The organism is Ochrovirga pacifica, from assembly GCF_000220525.1.
GTDB classification, from domain to species: domain Bacteria; phylum Bacteroidota; class Bacteroidia; order Flavobacteriales; family Flavobacteriaceae; genus Ochrovirga; species Ochrovirga pacifica.
The window spans coordinates 32,706-47,406 of the sequence record NZ_AFPK01000026.1; the positions used below are offsets into that span (position 1 = coordinate 32,706).

16 protein-coding genes and 1 tRNA gene are annotated in these 14,701 nt (G+C 33.0%); 10 read left to right on the forward strand and 7 right to left on the reverse strand.

All coding sequences use genetic code 11. The annotated features are described in order from the left end of the window. The first annotated feature begins 100 nt into the window (after positions 1-100). From FS85_RS0103665 to FS85_RS0103690, 6 genes are all read left to right on the forward strand, one after another. Positions 101-1,171 carry an ABC transporter permease gene (locus FS85_RS0103665; RefSeq protein WP_029489254.1) on the forward strand — a complete coding sequence of 357 codons (1,071 nt, stop codon included), beginning with the start codon at positions 101-103 and terminating at the stop codon, positions 1,169-1,171. 8 nt (positions 1,172-1,179) lie between these two features. Then, positions 1,180-1,674, forward strand: a complete 495-nt coding sequence (locus FS85_RS0103670; RefSeq protein WP_010134693.1) for a TlpA family protein disulfide reductase — start codon at positions 1,180-1,182, stop codon at positions 1,672-1,674. Positions 1,675-1,685: 11 nt separating this feature from the next. Next, positions 1,686-2,444 (forward strand): triose-phosphate isomerase, encoded by a 759-nt coding sequence (gene tpiA / locus FS85_RS0103675; RefSeq protein ID WP_010134695.1) that lies wholly within the window; start codon positions 1,686-1,688, stop codon positions 2,442-2,444. A gap of 77 nt (positions 2,445-2,521) precedes the next feature. Continuing rightward, positions 2,522-3,349, forward strand: coding sequence for a 50S ribosomal protein L11 methyltransferase (prmA, locus tag FS85_RS0103680; protein WP_010134696.1), 828 nt, complete (start codon positions 2,522-2,524; stop codon positions 3,347-3,349). Positions 3,350-3,369: 20 nt separating this feature from the next. Next, positions 3,370-3,645 carry an ATP-dependent Clp protease adaptor ClpS gene (locus tag FS85_RS0103685; RefSeq protein WP_010134697.1) on the forward strand — a complete coding sequence of 92 codons (276 nt, stop codon included), beginning with the start codon at positions 3,370-3,372 and terminating at the stop codon, positions 3,643-3,645. Positions 3,646-3,650: 5 nt separating this feature from the next. Further along, complete coding sequence (locus FS85_RS0103690; protein ID WP_010134698.1) at positions 3,651-3,923, forward strand: hypothetical protein; 273 nt, start codon at positions 3,651-3,653, stop codon at positions 3,921-3,923. Here FS85_RS0103690 and FS85_RS15060 read toward each other — a convergent pair. Next, positions 3,920-4,819, reverse strand: a complete 900-nt coding sequence (locus FS85_RS15060) for a phosphatase PAP2 family protein (protein WP_010134699.1) — start codon at positions 4,817-4,819, stop codon at positions 3,920-3,922. The two genes, FS85_RS0103690 and FS85_RS15060, sit on opposite strands and share 4 nt — an antisense overlap. 100 nt (positions 4,820-4,919) lie before the next feature. Beyond that, positions 4,920-4,993, reverse strand: a tRNA-Arg gene (locus FS85_RS0103700). A 238-nt stretch (positions 4,994-5,231) separates the two neighbouring features. Here FS85_RS0103700 and FS85_RS0103705 point away from each other — a divergent pair. Then, on the forward strand, positions 5,232-6,170 hold the full coding sequence (locus FS85_RS0103705) for a calcium/sodium antiporter (RefSeq protein WP_010134700.1): 939 nt from the start codon (positions 5,232-5,234) through the stop codon (positions 6,168-6,170). A gap of 57 nt (positions 6,171-6,227) precedes the next feature. On the opposite strand, the gene FS85_RS0103710 is transcribed toward FS85_RS0103705, so the two are convergent. Continuing rightward, a complete protein-coding gene (locus FS85_RS0103710) occupies positions 6,228-7,325 on the reverse strand; it encodes an OmpA family protein (RefSeq protein WP_010134701.1) in 1,098 nt (365 codons plus the stop codon). A gap of 315 nt (positions 7,326-7,640) precedes the next feature. Between FS85_RS0103710 and FS85_RS0103715 the strand changes: the two genes are divergently transcribed. After that, a complete protein-coding gene (locus FS85_RS0103715; protein ID WP_010134702.1) occupies positions 7,641-8,042 on the forward strand; it encodes a group III truncated hemoglobin in 402 nt (133 codons plus the stop codon). On the opposite strand, the gene FS85_RS0103720 is transcribed toward FS85_RS0103715, so the two are convergent. Continuing rightward, entirely contained in the window at positions 8,029-9,576 is a 1,548-nt protein-coding gene (locus FS85_RS0103720; RefSeq protein ID WP_010134703.1) for an SDR family NAD(P)-dependent oxidoreductase, read from the reverse strand. The two genes, FS85_RS0103715 and FS85_RS0103720, sit on opposite strands and share 14 nt — an antisense overlap. A 369-nt stretch (positions 9,577-9,945) precedes the next feature. Here FS85_RS0103720 and FS85_RS16060 point away from each other — a divergent pair, with 369 nt between their 5' ends. Next, positions 9,946-10,827, forward strand: coding sequence for a helix-turn-helix domain-containing protein (locus FS85_RS16060; RefSeq protein ID WP_010134704.1), 882 nt, complete (start codon positions 9,946-9,948; stop codon positions 10,825-10,827). Positions 10,828-10,919: 92 nt separating this feature from the next. On the opposite strand, the gene FS85_RS0103730 is transcribed toward FS85_RS16060, so the two are convergent. Next, positions 10,920-11,306 (reverse strand): Fur family transcriptional regulator, encoded by a 387-nt coding sequence (locus FS85_RS0103730; protein WP_010134706.1) that lies wholly within the window; start codon positions 11,304-11,306, stop codon positions 10,920-10,922. A gap of 109 nt (positions 11,307-11,415) precedes the next feature. Here FS85_RS0103730 and FS85_RS0103735 point away from each other — a divergent pair, with 109 nt between their 5' ends. Then, on the forward strand, positions 11,416-12,318 hold the full coding sequence (locus FS85_RS0103735) for an NAD(P)/FAD-dependent oxidoreductase (RefSeq protein ID WP_010134707.1): 903 nt from the start codon (positions 11,416-11,418) through the stop codon (positions 12,316-12,318). A 351-nt stretch (positions 12,319-12,669) separates the two neighbouring features. On the opposite strand, the gene FS85_RS0103740 is transcribed toward FS85_RS0103735, so the two are convergent. Further along, positions 12,670-14,001, reverse strand: a complete 1,332-nt coding sequence (locus FS85_RS0103740; RefSeq protein WP_010134708.1) for a dihydrolipoamide acetyltransferase family protein — start codon at positions 13,999-14,001, stop codon at positions 12,670-12,672. 121 nt (positions 14,002-14,122) lie between these two features. Further along, the gene (locus FS85_RS0103745) at positions 14,123-14,677 is read right to left on the reverse strand and encodes a YceI family protein (protein WP_010134709.1); all 555 of its coding nucleotides are present in this window, start codon (positions 14,675-14,677) and stop codon (positions 14,123-14,125) included. Positions 14,678-14,701 lie beyond the last annotated feature (24 nt).

Genomic DNA, 14,701 nt, shown 5'->3' on the forward strand with positions numbered 1-14,701 from the left:
GATGCACTAAATTTATTCTTTTTTTGATGAAAACCTAGTGTTTCCTATGTTAAAATGATGTAAAATAATATCTTTGAACTACTGACAAATCCCCATTATTTTGATTTCATTTCTTATCAAAAACATCTTAAAAGGCATTTTGAGTTTATTTGGAGTAGCCACACTCTTGTTTTTTCTATTTCATTTGTTGGGTGATCCTTCAAGAATGTTGCTAGACCAAAGAGAAGATGAACAGCAATTAAAAAACATCAAAGCAAAATATGGTTTGGATTTGCCTATTTTATCACAATACAGTCATTACATAAACGACCTGTCCCCTATCTCATTCCACAGCAAAAACAAAGAAGATTACAGTTATATAGCCCCTGAAAAAACAATTTTAATTTGGTGGCAAACCTCACAAAGCATGGCTGTTGTTAAATTGCCCAATTTGAGAAATTCATTTCAAAAAAACGACAAACCTGTTATTGACATACTCTCAGAAACACTTCCCAACACTTTTTTACTTGCTACAAGTGCCATAACTATTGCTTTTTTTATAGGCTTGCTACTAGGAATTGTTTCTGCTTTAAACGCAAATACTTGGTTAGACAGAAGTATTATGGTGGTAAGTACTTTGGGAATGAGTCTGCCTTCTTTTTTCTCTGCTATTTTAGTTGCTTGGCTATTTGGCTTTGTACTGCATAGTTATACAGGTTTGGGGATGACAGGTACTTTATTAGAAGTTGATGATTTTGGTGAAGGCACACACATTGTTTGGAAAAATGCCATTTTACCTAGTTTGGTTTTAGGAATTCGTCCTTTGGCTGTTATAGTACAGTTAACAAGAAACTCTCTTTTAGATGTACTTAACAAAGACTACATACGTACAGCCAAAGCTAAAGGACTTAGTACTTATCAAATTGTAAAAAAACATGCCTTAAAAAACTCACTAAACCCTGTAATCACTACACTTTCAGGATGGTTTGCTTCTTTGCTGGCAGGAGCTGTTTTTGTAGAATACATCTTTAACTGGAACGGTTTGGGCAAAGAAATTGTAAACGCACTCAATTCTTCCGACTTACCTGTTATCTCAGGGAGTATCCTGACCATTGCTGCATTTTTTATTTTCCTTAATATTCTGGTAGATATTTCTTACAGTATTTTAGACCCAAGTGTAACATTAAACTAACTCATTATATGAAACATTGTTTTCTTTTATTTATCGGATTTTTATTTCTTAGCTGTCATCCACCCAACAACAAGCAGTTTAGCACCAAAGCTTTAAAAGCTCCTTTGAAAACCCTTGATGGACAACAACAAACTTTAGAAAATGTTTTAAACCAATATCAAGGAAAAACTATTTTGATAGATGTTTGGGCCTCTTGGTGTGGAGACTGTATAAAAGGCCTTCCTTTGCTTAAAGAACTTCAACAAAAACATCCAGAACTCAGTTATCTTTTTATTTCTTTAGACAAAAATCCATCGGCCTGGAAACAAGGTATCAAACGTTATCGTATAAAAGGAACACATTATTATGCAGAAGGAGGTTGGAAAAGTATATTTGCACAAAACGTAGATTTGGATTGGATTCCTAGATACATACTCATCAATAACAAGGGTGATGTGGTACTTTACAGAGCCATCCATGCAGACGATAAAAAACTACTAGAATTTATAAACACATCCATATAAAACAAAATAAAATGAGAAGCAAAATTGTAGCAGGTAACTGGAAAATGAACAAAAACGTAAGCGAATCTAAAGCTTTGGCAGAAGGATTGGTAAACGAATTAAAAGATGTTACTTTAGAAAACACACGAGTAATTGTAGCTCCGACTTTTGTAAACCTTACCACAGTAACGGCTGTAACCGAAAATTCTGCTGTTGAAGTTGCTGCACAAAACATGCATCAAGAAGCTAGTGGTGCTTACACAGGAGAAATTTCTGCAGAAATGTTGACTAGTATTGGAGTGAAAACTGTGATTTTAGGTCATTCTGAAAGACGTGAATACTTTGGTGAAAACGAAACTTTATTAGCCAAAAAAACCGATGCTGCCTTGGCAAACGGATTGGAAGTAATATACTGTTTTGGAGAAGTAAAAGAAGAAAGAGAATCTAACACTCAAGAAGCTGTGGTGAAAAAACAAATTTCTGAAGCTTTATTTCACTTAGATGCAGCTGCATGGTCTAACATTGTATTGGCTTACGAACCCGTTTGGGCTATTGGAACAGGGTTGACTGCTTCTGCAGATCAAGCTCAAGAAATGCACGCTTTTATCCGTGGATTGATTGCTGATAAATACGGAGCTGATGTTGCTGAAAACGTATCTATTTTATACGGAGGATCTTGTAAACCATCAAACGCAGAAGAAATTTTTTCTAAACCAGATGTAGATGGTGGATTGATTGGTGGTGCATCATTAAAAGCTGAAGATTTTGCTGCAGTAATCAAAGCCATTTAATTAAAAAATATTTTCAATTTAAGAATAGCTAAAAGTGTTTTGCTTTTAGCTATTTTTGTATGCCCAAAACTGAAGACATGAATTATATAGGATATACTTTTACCATTAGTCCACTACAACCTGCTACAGAAATTTTAATTGCCGAACTAGCAGAAGTTGGCTTTGAAAGCTTTGAAGAAACCTCCGAAGGCTTAAAAGCATATATTCAAACTGAATTTTGGAATGAAAATGTATTGGATGATCTATTTGTATTGCAATCTAACGAATTTGACATTGAATACACTCATCAAGAAATTGCTCAGGTAAACTGGAACGAAGAATGGGAAAAAAACTTTGAACCAATTCATGTAGATAACAAGGTTAGTGTAATTGCTCCTTTCCATAAAAAAACTGGAATGGATTATGAAATAATTATTGAACCTAAAATGAGTTTTGGTACAGGACACCATGAAACCACCCATTTGATGTTGCAGCATTTGCTAGCATTGGATTTGACAGATAAATCAGTTTTGGACATGGGAACTGGAACAGGTATTCTAGCTATTTTTGCAGAAATGAAAGGTGCAAAAAAAATTGATGCCATTGATATTGACGAATGGTGCTACATAAACACTCAGGAAAACTTAGCTAAAAACCACTGTAAAAACATTATTGCTTATCAAGGTGATGCCACGCTACTGACCACTCAAAAATACGAAGTGATTATTGCCAACATCAACCGAAATATTTTATTGAATGACATGGAGACATATGTAAAATGCTTGGTAGAAAATGGTCAAATTTTATTCAGTGGATTTTACACAGAAGATCTTACATTTATAGAACAAAGAGCTAATGATTTAGAATTGACACTAATAAAAACCTACACCAAAAACAATTGGGTTGGTGTGTTATTTAGCAAATAATTTCTAATTTTGTATTGGTTATGAGCACTATAGAAAAAACTTTAGAAGAATTAGACCTCCTTGAAGAGTTAGTAAAGGAACACGAAATAATTTTATACAACGACGATGTAAATACGTTCGATTTTGTAATTGATGCCCTTATGAATGTCTGCGATCATGATCCCATACAAGCAGAACAATGTACCATGCTCGTTCATTACAAAGGAAAATGCACTGTAAAAACTGGGGCATACCAAGATTTAGAGCCTAGATGTACCAAACTTTTAGAGTTAGGTCTTTCTGCAGAGATTCAATAAAACTTATGGAACAACTTTTAGCTTACTACAACTTTTCACCCTTTGTGAAAGATAAATCACGATTCTTTGATCACATTGCCTATGTGTCTATTAAAGACGATTTATATTTGTTATTTGAAAAAAAAGACAACCTAATCAACTTACATTTTACCAGTTACGCTAATCCTGATTTTATTGGAAAACAAAAACCATCGGGCTTAAATACCCTGATTGAAAATTTTGAAATAGACAATAATCAACATAGAAAAATAGTACAGCAATATCTGGATTATAATTAAAATTCTGCGGTAATTGTAATACCACTAAAACGAGTAGAAATGGAAGGTGTATAATTGATGGTATAATTTTTTTGCTTGCCTTTAGGCAAAATACCCCTTGCTTTCCAGCTACTTCTTACAATAGAACGCCCTATTACAGTCCCAACAATTCCTCCTGCAACCATGTCAGACAACCAGTGCTGATGCCCTTTGATACTAGAACAAAAAATAGCTGTCATGAATCCGTAGGGAATCCAGTAATTATCAAATTCCATTTGAAAAACCTTTGCCATGGCAAAAAAAGCGGTAGCATGCAATGAAGGCATTCCTGTACCATGCGGACTTGAAAAAATATACTCTCCCTGTCTACTGTTAAAAAAATCATAAGGATTGCTTGTTTTATCTACTGTATCAGGACCTCCTGCTCTTAAGTCATCCAAAGGGCGTTTTCTACCAAAAATAGTTTTTAATACTGTATGAGAAATGGCAATAGAATAAATCAAAGCCTTCATTCCGTTAATAGCCGCATACTGTCCCTTTTCGTTTCCATTAAACAAAGAAGTTACATATACCCCAGACATGGTATAAAACATATAAGCATCCTCACCTGCCAGCCATGGAAAGTCTGCTTTATTTACAGTAATAGATGGCACAGCGTACTGAATATTATCTTCTACATGTACTTGATACATTTCAGTTATCGGTTTATCAAATACAACCATAGCCCCAACAATACCAGTATATAGTGCAGTCTTTTTCCAATCTTCAGTTACACTTTTTCCCATATAACTAAAATCTGAAGGAATGGTTTTTAAAGACGTTTTTAAAACTTCTCCTGCAAGACTAAATCTAGATTTTTCTACCTGAGCTTGTGTACTAAAGACAATAAATATGAAAAGAAAATAGCAACGTTTCATTCAGTTTTTATTTTAGCAATTACAATTTCAAAAATAAATAAAAAAGTAGGGCTAGCTCAAAAAATAAGCCCTTAATAATTAAAATTATTAAGGGCTTTTGTGACTCCGGGAGGATTCAAACCTCCAACCTCTTGAGCCGTAATCAAGTGCACTATTCAGTTATGCTACGGAGCCTTTTGCGGGTGCAAATATAAAGCTTATTTACGTTATACCAAAAATAATTTCATCTTTTTTTACGTTTCTATTTACATCTAATTCTTTTTACTCTTCTTAGTAATAATTGTATTTTTGATCACTTGTTATTTCTAATCAAATTAAAAGATTTAAGCAAATCAAAAACACTTCGTTTTCAAGCCACTATCATTTATCTTTGGCATAGAATAACAACAACTTTTTAATTCAAACATTCTGTATGGCATTATTATTTATTGTTTTGGGCTTAACTTTATTAATTTTTGGAGGTGATTGGCTGCTTAAAGGTTCGGTTGCAATTTCTACCAAATTAAATTTATCGCGTGTTGTGATTGGAATGACAGTAGTTTCTTTTGCAACATCTGCTCCAGAATTGATTGTAAGCGTAAGATCTGCCTTAGATGGCTTTTCCGATATTGCATTAGGAAATGTTATCGGCTCTAATATTGCTAATTTAGCTTTGGTGTTGGGTGTTACTGTTTGCTTAAGTAGCATTCAAATTCAATCTTCTTTTTACAAATTAGACTGGCCTATTATGATGATTTCATCAGTATTGTTATATGTATTTATCTTTAAGGATCATGAACTTGATAGTTATGAAGGGATCATTCTATTTGGCTTTTTAATTGTTTTTTTAATCTACTTAATCAAATTCCAAAAGAACAAAACTCTAGAGGTTATGGAAGATGTAGAAACAGAAGATATAAGCAGTGCAAAAACAAGCATCTACCTTATATTAGGTGGTGTTGGTTTATGGGGAGGCTCTGAATTACTAATTAATGGAGCTGTAGATTTGGCTTCTAAGCTTGGGATTAGTGAACGTATTATTGCTGTAACTGTGGTTTCTGTTGGAACTAGCATACCTGAACTTGCAGCCTCGGTAATAGCTATTTTAAAAAACGAAAAAGCAATCTCTTTAGGAAATCTTGTAGGATCTAATATTTTTAATATACTAGCTGTTTTAGGAATTACTTCTTTAATTCATCCTGTAAAAGTAAATGATCTGCAAATTGTAACCAATGATATTTACTGGATGCTCTTTATAGCATTATTAATCCTTCTTTTAAGTTTGCTGCCCAAAACAAAACACTTAGGATTAAAAGAAGGAATTGTACTGCTTGCTTCTTACATAAGCTTTGTAGTAATTACACTTAACTAAATAAAAAAAGGGAAGTTTTAATAAAACTTCCCTTTTTGAATATTATTAGTTTTTTGATTATTCTAACAATCTAAACTCTGTTCTTCTATTTTTTTCATGTTGTGCTTCCGAACAAGAAACCTCATCAGTACAATCATTAATCAATCTAGTTTCTCCATATCCTACAGGTACCAACAGTTCTTCTTGAATTCCTTTAGACACCAAATACTTTGCCACCGCCTTAGCTCTTTGCTCCGACAACGTTTTGTTTACGCTACCATTTCCTCTTGAGTCTGTATGCGAAGCTATTTCTAATTTTACTCCTGGGTTGTATATCAATATGGGCATTAAAGTCGCATCAATGGTTGTTTTTGCAATTCCTGTTAGTTCAGCACTGTTATACTCCCAAATAATAGGCAATGGTTGGTATTGCAATAAAGAACAGTCTACCCCTTTCCAACTTACTTTTCCTCCTTTTTCTACCAAAACTTTTCTTGTGATGGTTTCTTTTACTGCAGGAACAAATTTTTCTTCTACATAAGAATCACTTACCAATATCTTTTTTTCGATGTTTTCATACTCCGCAGGAACCACAACTTCTTCTACTCTAGCAGGCTCTAACAACACGTATTTCTCATAACTTGTGGTCGATTTATTTCCTACAGAAGTTACAATTCTTGATTCTTTAGCAACATATTTAACTTCGTGAGTTTCTATTTTTGCAGGATATTCTTTGTATCTCCAAAACTTACAAGCATCAGGATCTGGGTCAAAACAATTTGGTTTTCTTCCTCCTACTTCCCAACGACTGTAGGCTGGACTTACCACAACTGTATCTGTTTTAGTATCAAATACAGGTGGGGTTACTCTCATTACAGATGCCATGTCTTGATTTACAAAAGATGCCAACTCTGTTCCCCAAACTTCTGGTACTACAACCAACTTTTTATAAGAGGGTTTTACCAAAACCTTTTTAACAATGGTTTCGTATTTTGGCGGAACTACACTCAAAATTTTGTGTTCAGGTTCTTTTACAATCTCGATATTTTTATACTCATATCGATCTGGAGTAGTTACCTTAATATAACATTTGTTAGGATCAGGATTTTCAGGAAAATTTTGCCCTGTTGATGCAAACCAACACAACAATAAAAATGAAAATAATATTTTTTTCATGTAAAAATGATTGAGTTATAATTTCATGTTGTGCCCAAATATACAAAATGAATCTACAAATCTTATCAAATAATAGCTAATAATCTTTTCACTCAAAAACAACAATACCAAACACTTGATTTACAATTAAATAAACCAAAACACATCTTATTTACAAGCACTTTAAAAACCTGTTTTTAACAAGCTAAAAATTGCTATAAAACAGTTGGAAAAACTTTCTATCGGCCCTCTATTTTTTATTAATCAAAAGGTGTTTTAAAAAGTATTCATTTTTAATTTTTCGTAATTTTAGGTTCTCGTTAATATTTAAATTATATGTTGTCAGCAATAGAAAACAGGAATGATGTATCGCTTTTAGTACATACATTTTATCAAAAAATAAGAAAAGATAGTTTGTTAGGTCCTATTTTCAACCAAATGATTCCAAATGAGGCTTGGCCAGCTCATCTAAATAAACTAACTGATTTTTGGGAAACCAATTTGTTTGGAATTCCAAAATTTAAAGGAAAACCAACTCAGAAACATTTAGAAACAGATCGATTGTTTAAATACCAAATAAGTCAAAAACATTTCAATCAATGGTTATTCCTTTGGGGTGCCACCGTAGATGAACTTTTTACTGGAGATAGAGCTACTAGAGCTAAAGCAGCTGCTCATCAAATTGCTGTGGCTCAAAAAATGATTTTAGACAAAAGCAAGCCCATTACCAATCAATAGGCTTGTAATCTTTTAAGAATTTTCCACACCAATGTTTTCCTGTATTAATTCCATCAAACAACGGGTCTATTACTCTTGCTGCTCCATCAACAATATCTAACGGAGGCTGAAAATCGTGTACTTGTTCTTTCTTTTTAGACAATTCCGCAGGATCTTCATCCGTTACCCAACCTGTATCTACAGCATTCATGTAAATTCCAAACTTTGCTAAAGTTGATGCCGAAGTGTGCGTTAACATATTTAGGGCTGCTTTGGCCATATTGGTATGTGGATGCCTATCTTCTTTTTTAAATCGATAAAATTTACCCTCCATAGCAGACACGTTAATAATGTGTTTTTTTCCTGTGTTGTCTTTCTTCATTAATTCTGATAAACGATTGATTAACACAAAAGGTGCTACAGAATTTACCAGTTGCACTTCTAACATTTCTGTAGTTTCAATTTCTCCAATTTTCAACCTCCAGCTATTTGTTTTTCTTAAATCAACCTGTTGTAAATCTGCATCTAATTTTCCTTCTGGAAATACTTCCGACGTACTTAAAGAATTGTCAAAACTATACGGAATCTGAGAAAGTTTTGCGGATGCTCTTAGTCCTACTCCTGGCTCTTCTCCGTGCCAAGTTACAGGTACATTTTTGTTGTTAGACACAACGGTGCCACTTAATTGTTTTAATTCTGCCAAACAATTATGATGATCTTTTAATAGCTCTTGTGCCAAAATAGGAAGTTGTTCTAAAGGTAACTCTTCTACTTGCATTAAATGTTTGTAAAACCCTGATGGCCTTCTTACTGTTTGCGCTGCATTGTTGATTAAAATATCTAGTCTGTTGTATTTTTGCTCTATATAATTACAAAAAATTTCAACACTTGGAATATGTCTCAAATCCAATCCATGAATTTTTAAACGATGCCCCCATTTGTGATAATCTTCTTCTTTGGCAAACCTTACGGCAGAATCTGCAGGAAATCTTGTGGTAGCCACTACAGTAGCCCCTGCCCTTAGTAACATTAAGGTAATATGATAGCCTATTTTTAATCTAGATCCTGTAATAACAGCAACTTGTCCTTTTAAATCTGCATTTTGGAAACGTTTAACATAGTTAAAATCTCCACATTCAGTACACATACTATCATAAAAATGATGAAGCTTTGTGTACATCTTTTTACAGACATAACAGTTTCTAGGAGATTCTAGTTCTGGAGTATCTTCCTTAGCTACCTCTGTATATGTTAGCATTTTAGGAGCTTGAAATACTGCTGCTGCTCTAGCCGATCTTATTCCCGTTTCTTTCCTTGCATGCTTATCTCTTTCTTGTTGTTTTCTTTTGATGGCCTTTTTGGCATCCTTTCTTCTTCGTTCTTGCTCATCTTTAGAAGGCCTGCTTAGCAAACCTGCTGTTTTCATTAAATCTACTCGCTGTTGTTCAGTAAGTTGAAACAATTGATTGGTATCTTGTAACAAAACTTGCATGGTATCTATACATGCTTGGATTTCTTTTTCAGAAAGATGTTTTGAGGTGCTTTTATCAGACATGGATTAAAAAAATAATGGGCAAATATACTATTAAAATATGGTCTTAGCCCACTAAAAATCAATTTGCAAAACCTATTTAAAGCTCCTAAAAATTAAACATTTTATTTTTTTCTAACCATTCCAATCAAAACCCTACTAAATTACTGATATAGTTCGTCTTTTTTTTGTAACTTTAGTACACCCCTTAGCAGGATAAAATCGTCCTAGTATTGCACTTTTACATTCTAATTTGGTACAGTATACACAAGATATTTTACAGATTAACTGTAGAATTTTTATTGTACATAATACGCTGTACACATTTGTTTGCTAACAATTTTACAGCGAAATATCAAAAAAAATGTAAGCCTAAAACAAAAAAAATGCACTATGAATTCTAAAGTAAAAGAATACGATTTCCGTAAAAACTTTATGGAATTCGGTTTTGAAATAAGAAAACTAGAATATTTCTTTCAACAACACAGCGAGAAAGAAAAAACCACGCCTCATAAAGTGAACTTTTATGTATTGGTGTTTGCTACTAACGGACAAGGTAAACAGCTGATAGATTTTACAACCTATAATTACGGAAAAAATAAAATGCTTTTGGTGGGTAAAAATCAAGTGCATGCTTGGCTAGAACAAGATCAGATAGAAGGATATATTTTATTTTTTACACAACAATTTTTATATCAAAACCAAATACATTTTAACGATTTAAGTTATGAATTCCCATACAATCCATATATAAACACACCTACATTAGAAATTAAACAAAATTCTGATTACGAACTTTTAAAGTCTCTTATAGAAATTACATATACAATGTTTATTTATAACGAGGACAAAACTCCTAATCATGAAATATTACAGTGTATGCTGCGTGTTATTCTTTTAAAAATTCGTAGTTTATCCAAGGTCAATGGTCAAAATTTTCCAAAAACCCAATTTGAACTTTTTGTCCGATTTCAACAAGAATTGGATCTGAATTACGCTAGTACAAGAAATGCAAGTGATTATTGCAAAATTCTAAAAGTTTCTTACAAAGAATTGAACAATACTTGCAAAAATCTAACTCAAAAAACTATAAAAGAATTTATTGATGATTATTTGATTCTTAAAGCAAAACGTTTTTTATCACATCCTACTGAAAACGTTAGTACCACCTCGTATCAGTTAGGGTTTGATGAAGTTTCTAACTTTTCTAAATTTTTTAAAAAACACACAAAAAAAACACCCAAACAATTTATCACTGAAATGAACTATAATTAGATCAACGTTTTGCAGTGTATTTTACCCATTATTGACTATTATTTTCCTACTCTATATTTAAAAACACCTAGCTATTTTGCTGGGTGTTTATTTTAAGAGTTTGTGTTACAATCTTTACAGGTACCTGTTAGCAAACAATTGGCATGCTCTACTTGATATCCACTAGGAACTGTATACTGAACAGGAGTTTTTAAACACTCTATAGTACCACAGGACAAGCATCTAAAATGATAGTGGTAAATCAGCTTTTCTTCAGGATGTTTGCATTTCTTACAAATAGAAAAATATTGTTTTCCATCCTCTGCTACAATTTTATGTGCTATGCCATCTTCACAAAAACTATTTAAAACCCTGTAAATAGTAGCTCTGTTCACAGCAATTTCTATCTGGCTTTCTATAGCATCCTGACTCAAAGCTTTTTGAGACTTTACTAACAATTCTAAAACCGCTTCTTTGGCGGGTGTATTTCTTCTCTTCATCAACTACTGCAAATTAGTCGCAATTATTTAATGCGATTGTTTCGCAATAATACAAAAAAGAGTTTATATTTGCTTTTACTAATGCAACATAATCGCGTTAATATTTCAGATGAAAACTAAAAATTTTGATGTAATTATTATTGGTGGAAGTTACGCTGGTTTATCCGCTGCTTTAGCCTTAGGTAGATCGTTAAGAAAAGTATTGGTTATTGATGCAGGGAAACCATGCAACCGTCAAACCCCACATTCTCATAATTTTTTAACGCAAGACGGAAGTACTCCGAAACAAATAGCAGAAATAGCGAAAAATCAAATTCTAAATTATAAAAATGTAGTGTTTTATAATGGAATAGCCACTGGGGCTAAAAAGATAAATTCTGACTTTGAAGTTAACACCGACAAACAGATGGTATTTACAGCTAAAAAGTTAATTCTTGCAACGGGAATTAAAGATTTGTTTCCTAACATAAAAGGTTTTAAAGAATGTTGGGGAATCTCTGTTGTACATTGTCCATATTGTCACGGTTATGAAATTAGAAATCAAAAAACGGCTCTTATTGCAAACGGAGACCATGCCATGCATTTGTTAGGATTGATTCAGAATTTAGGAAACCAAGTTACCATCACAACTCATGGAAAAGCAAAATTCACAGAAGAACAACAATCTAAATTAGAGCAACATCAAATTGAGGTTATTGAAAAAGAAATTGCAGAAATTAATCATCATAATGGCTTTGTAGAATCAATTCGTTTTTCGGATAATTCTATTGTTTCTTATCAATCTGCATATACAGTGGTTCCGTTTGAACAAAACACACAAATTCCTAAATTATTAGGATGCGAAATAAATGAGCAAGGTTACATAAAGGTAGATGCCATGCAAAAAACCAACATTACGGGGGTATATGCTTGTGGAGATAATAGCTCTATGCGATCTGTTGCAACTGCTGTTTATACAGGAAATATTGCTGGAGTAGTGGCGAATAAAGAACTGGTTAATGACGAGTTTTAGAAATAGTAAAGGTAGTTGCAAACAGGAGCACAAGAAATCAAACATTTAAAATTCTTACTATCAATAAAAACGATAGCACTGAAAATTAGCTTATGTAACACAAAGCCCAATCATTACATTATTCTTAAAACAATAGCTTTTTGTCAAGAAAAGAATACAGAATACACAATTAAAAACAGGTAGGGTTACAAGATTAACAAATTTTATCAAAGATTAACCTTTTACAGTCTTTGTATATTAACAATCTTTGTAATGTGAAAACGATAATTGATTCACCTTTTTTTTATTTTAACCTACCTTTACCCCAAAGTAAAACACTCAACATATTATTTATGCTGAGTGTTTATTTTTTTATAATTCTTTATTTACATCCCAGGCCTCTAGGTAATCTTTAATTTCTTTGATAAACATACCTCCTAGTGCACCATTTATAACACGATGGTCGTAAGAATGCGTAATGTACATTTTTTGACGGATTCCTATAAAATCACCTTCTGGAGTTTCTATTACCGCAGGAACTTTTCTTATGGCTCCCAAAGCCAAAATAGCACTTTCTGGTTGATTGATAATTGGTGTTCCAAATATAGACCCAAAGCTACCAATATTAGTAACCGTATAGGTTCCTCCTTTTATGTCGTCTGGTTTTAATTCATTATTCTTAGATCTGTTTGCCAAATCATTCACCGCTTTTACCATTCCGTTTAAGCTTAAATTTTCGGCATTTTTTATTACAGGAACTATTAAATTCCCATCAGGCAAAGCAGAAGCCATTCCTAGGTTAATTGCTTTTTTTACGACTACTTCTTGCACACCATCAAAAGAAATATTGACCAGCGGATATTTTTGAATAGCTTTGGTAACCGCTATCATAAATATTGGAGTAAAGGTTAGTTTTTGTCCTTGTTTTTTGTAGTAAGCATCCTTTACTTTATTTCTCCAGTTTACCAAATTTGTCACATCTACTTCTATAAAAGACTGAACATGTGCCGCTTTTTGCTTGGAGTGAACCATATGATCTGAAATCAACTTTCCCATTCTAGAAAGGGTAATCAACTCATCCCCTTCTTGCAACACCTTACTTGTGATTGTGTTTTGATTTGTTTTTGAATCTGATGCTGCTGCTTTTTGTTCTTGTAAAGCTGTTGTTTTTTTTCCTCTATTTTTTACATAAGTCAACATATCCTCTTTGGTAACCCTACCTGCCAATCCTGTTCCTTGAATTGCATCTAGTTCTTGTTGCGATATATTTTCGGCATTGGCTATACTTTTTACTAAAGGAGAATAAAACTTATCCTCGCTACTTTCTACAGTAGGAGGTTTTTGTGTGGTCGACGTTTGTTCAATCAACTGCGTTACTTCTTCCTCTACTTTAGCAATTGCATCATCGGTCGTTTTTTCTTTTGATGCTGAGCTAGCTTCCGAAGATGTGTTTTTAGTCTCTCCTTCTGTTTGGATTATTGCAAACGTCTGACCTACCTGAACAACATCTCCTTCTTGATACAATTTTTCTACCAGAACACCTTCTACTTCACAAGGAACATCAGAATCTACTTTATCTGTAGCTATTTCCACTACCGATTCGTCCATTTCTATCGAATCTCCAACTTCTTTTAACCACGCAGTAATGGTTGCCTCAGCAACGCTTTCTCCCATCTGAGGTAATTTCAATTCAAATCTAGACATGTATGCTTTATTTTTTGTTTTGCGAATTTAATAAATATGACGGTCTTTTTTACAGATTCAAAAAAATAAACCCGATAGCCAAATAGCTATCGGGTTTATCAAAATTTAGTTTAAGCTTCTATTAGAACACAATGTGAATTGATAACTCAAATTCATCATCAATAGCTTTGTCTTTTAAGTTGTCAAAAAACGATTTAGATCCATAACGAATTCCAAATTTTGTTCTATCAATTTTTACATCTCCAGAAATAGTTTTTCCTTTTTTAACCAAAGTAAAAGCTTTTTTTACGGTTTTTCCTTTAATTGTTAAGTCACCTTTTACAGTATTTCCTTCTACACTAGTAATTAAAAATTTTGCTACAGGATACTTGTCTACACCAAAAAAGTCATCATTTTTTAAGTGTCCTTCTAATTTTGCTTTCATATCACCATCCAAATCTGTAACATTAATAGAGTTCATATCTACCGTAAATGTTCCTCCTACTAATTTTCCTTCCTTTAGCTCTACAACACCACTTTTAAAGTTGATGGTTCCATTATGTTGTCCGGTTACTTTTTTACCCACCCACTTAATCGTACTTTTTTTTACATCAATAGGCTTTTTGTTTCCAGCATGTAAAGTCACAGTAAATAAAGCTACAATAGCTAAAATTGTTGATTTGATTGTTGTTTTCATTTTTTAATTGATTTTTGTGATTAA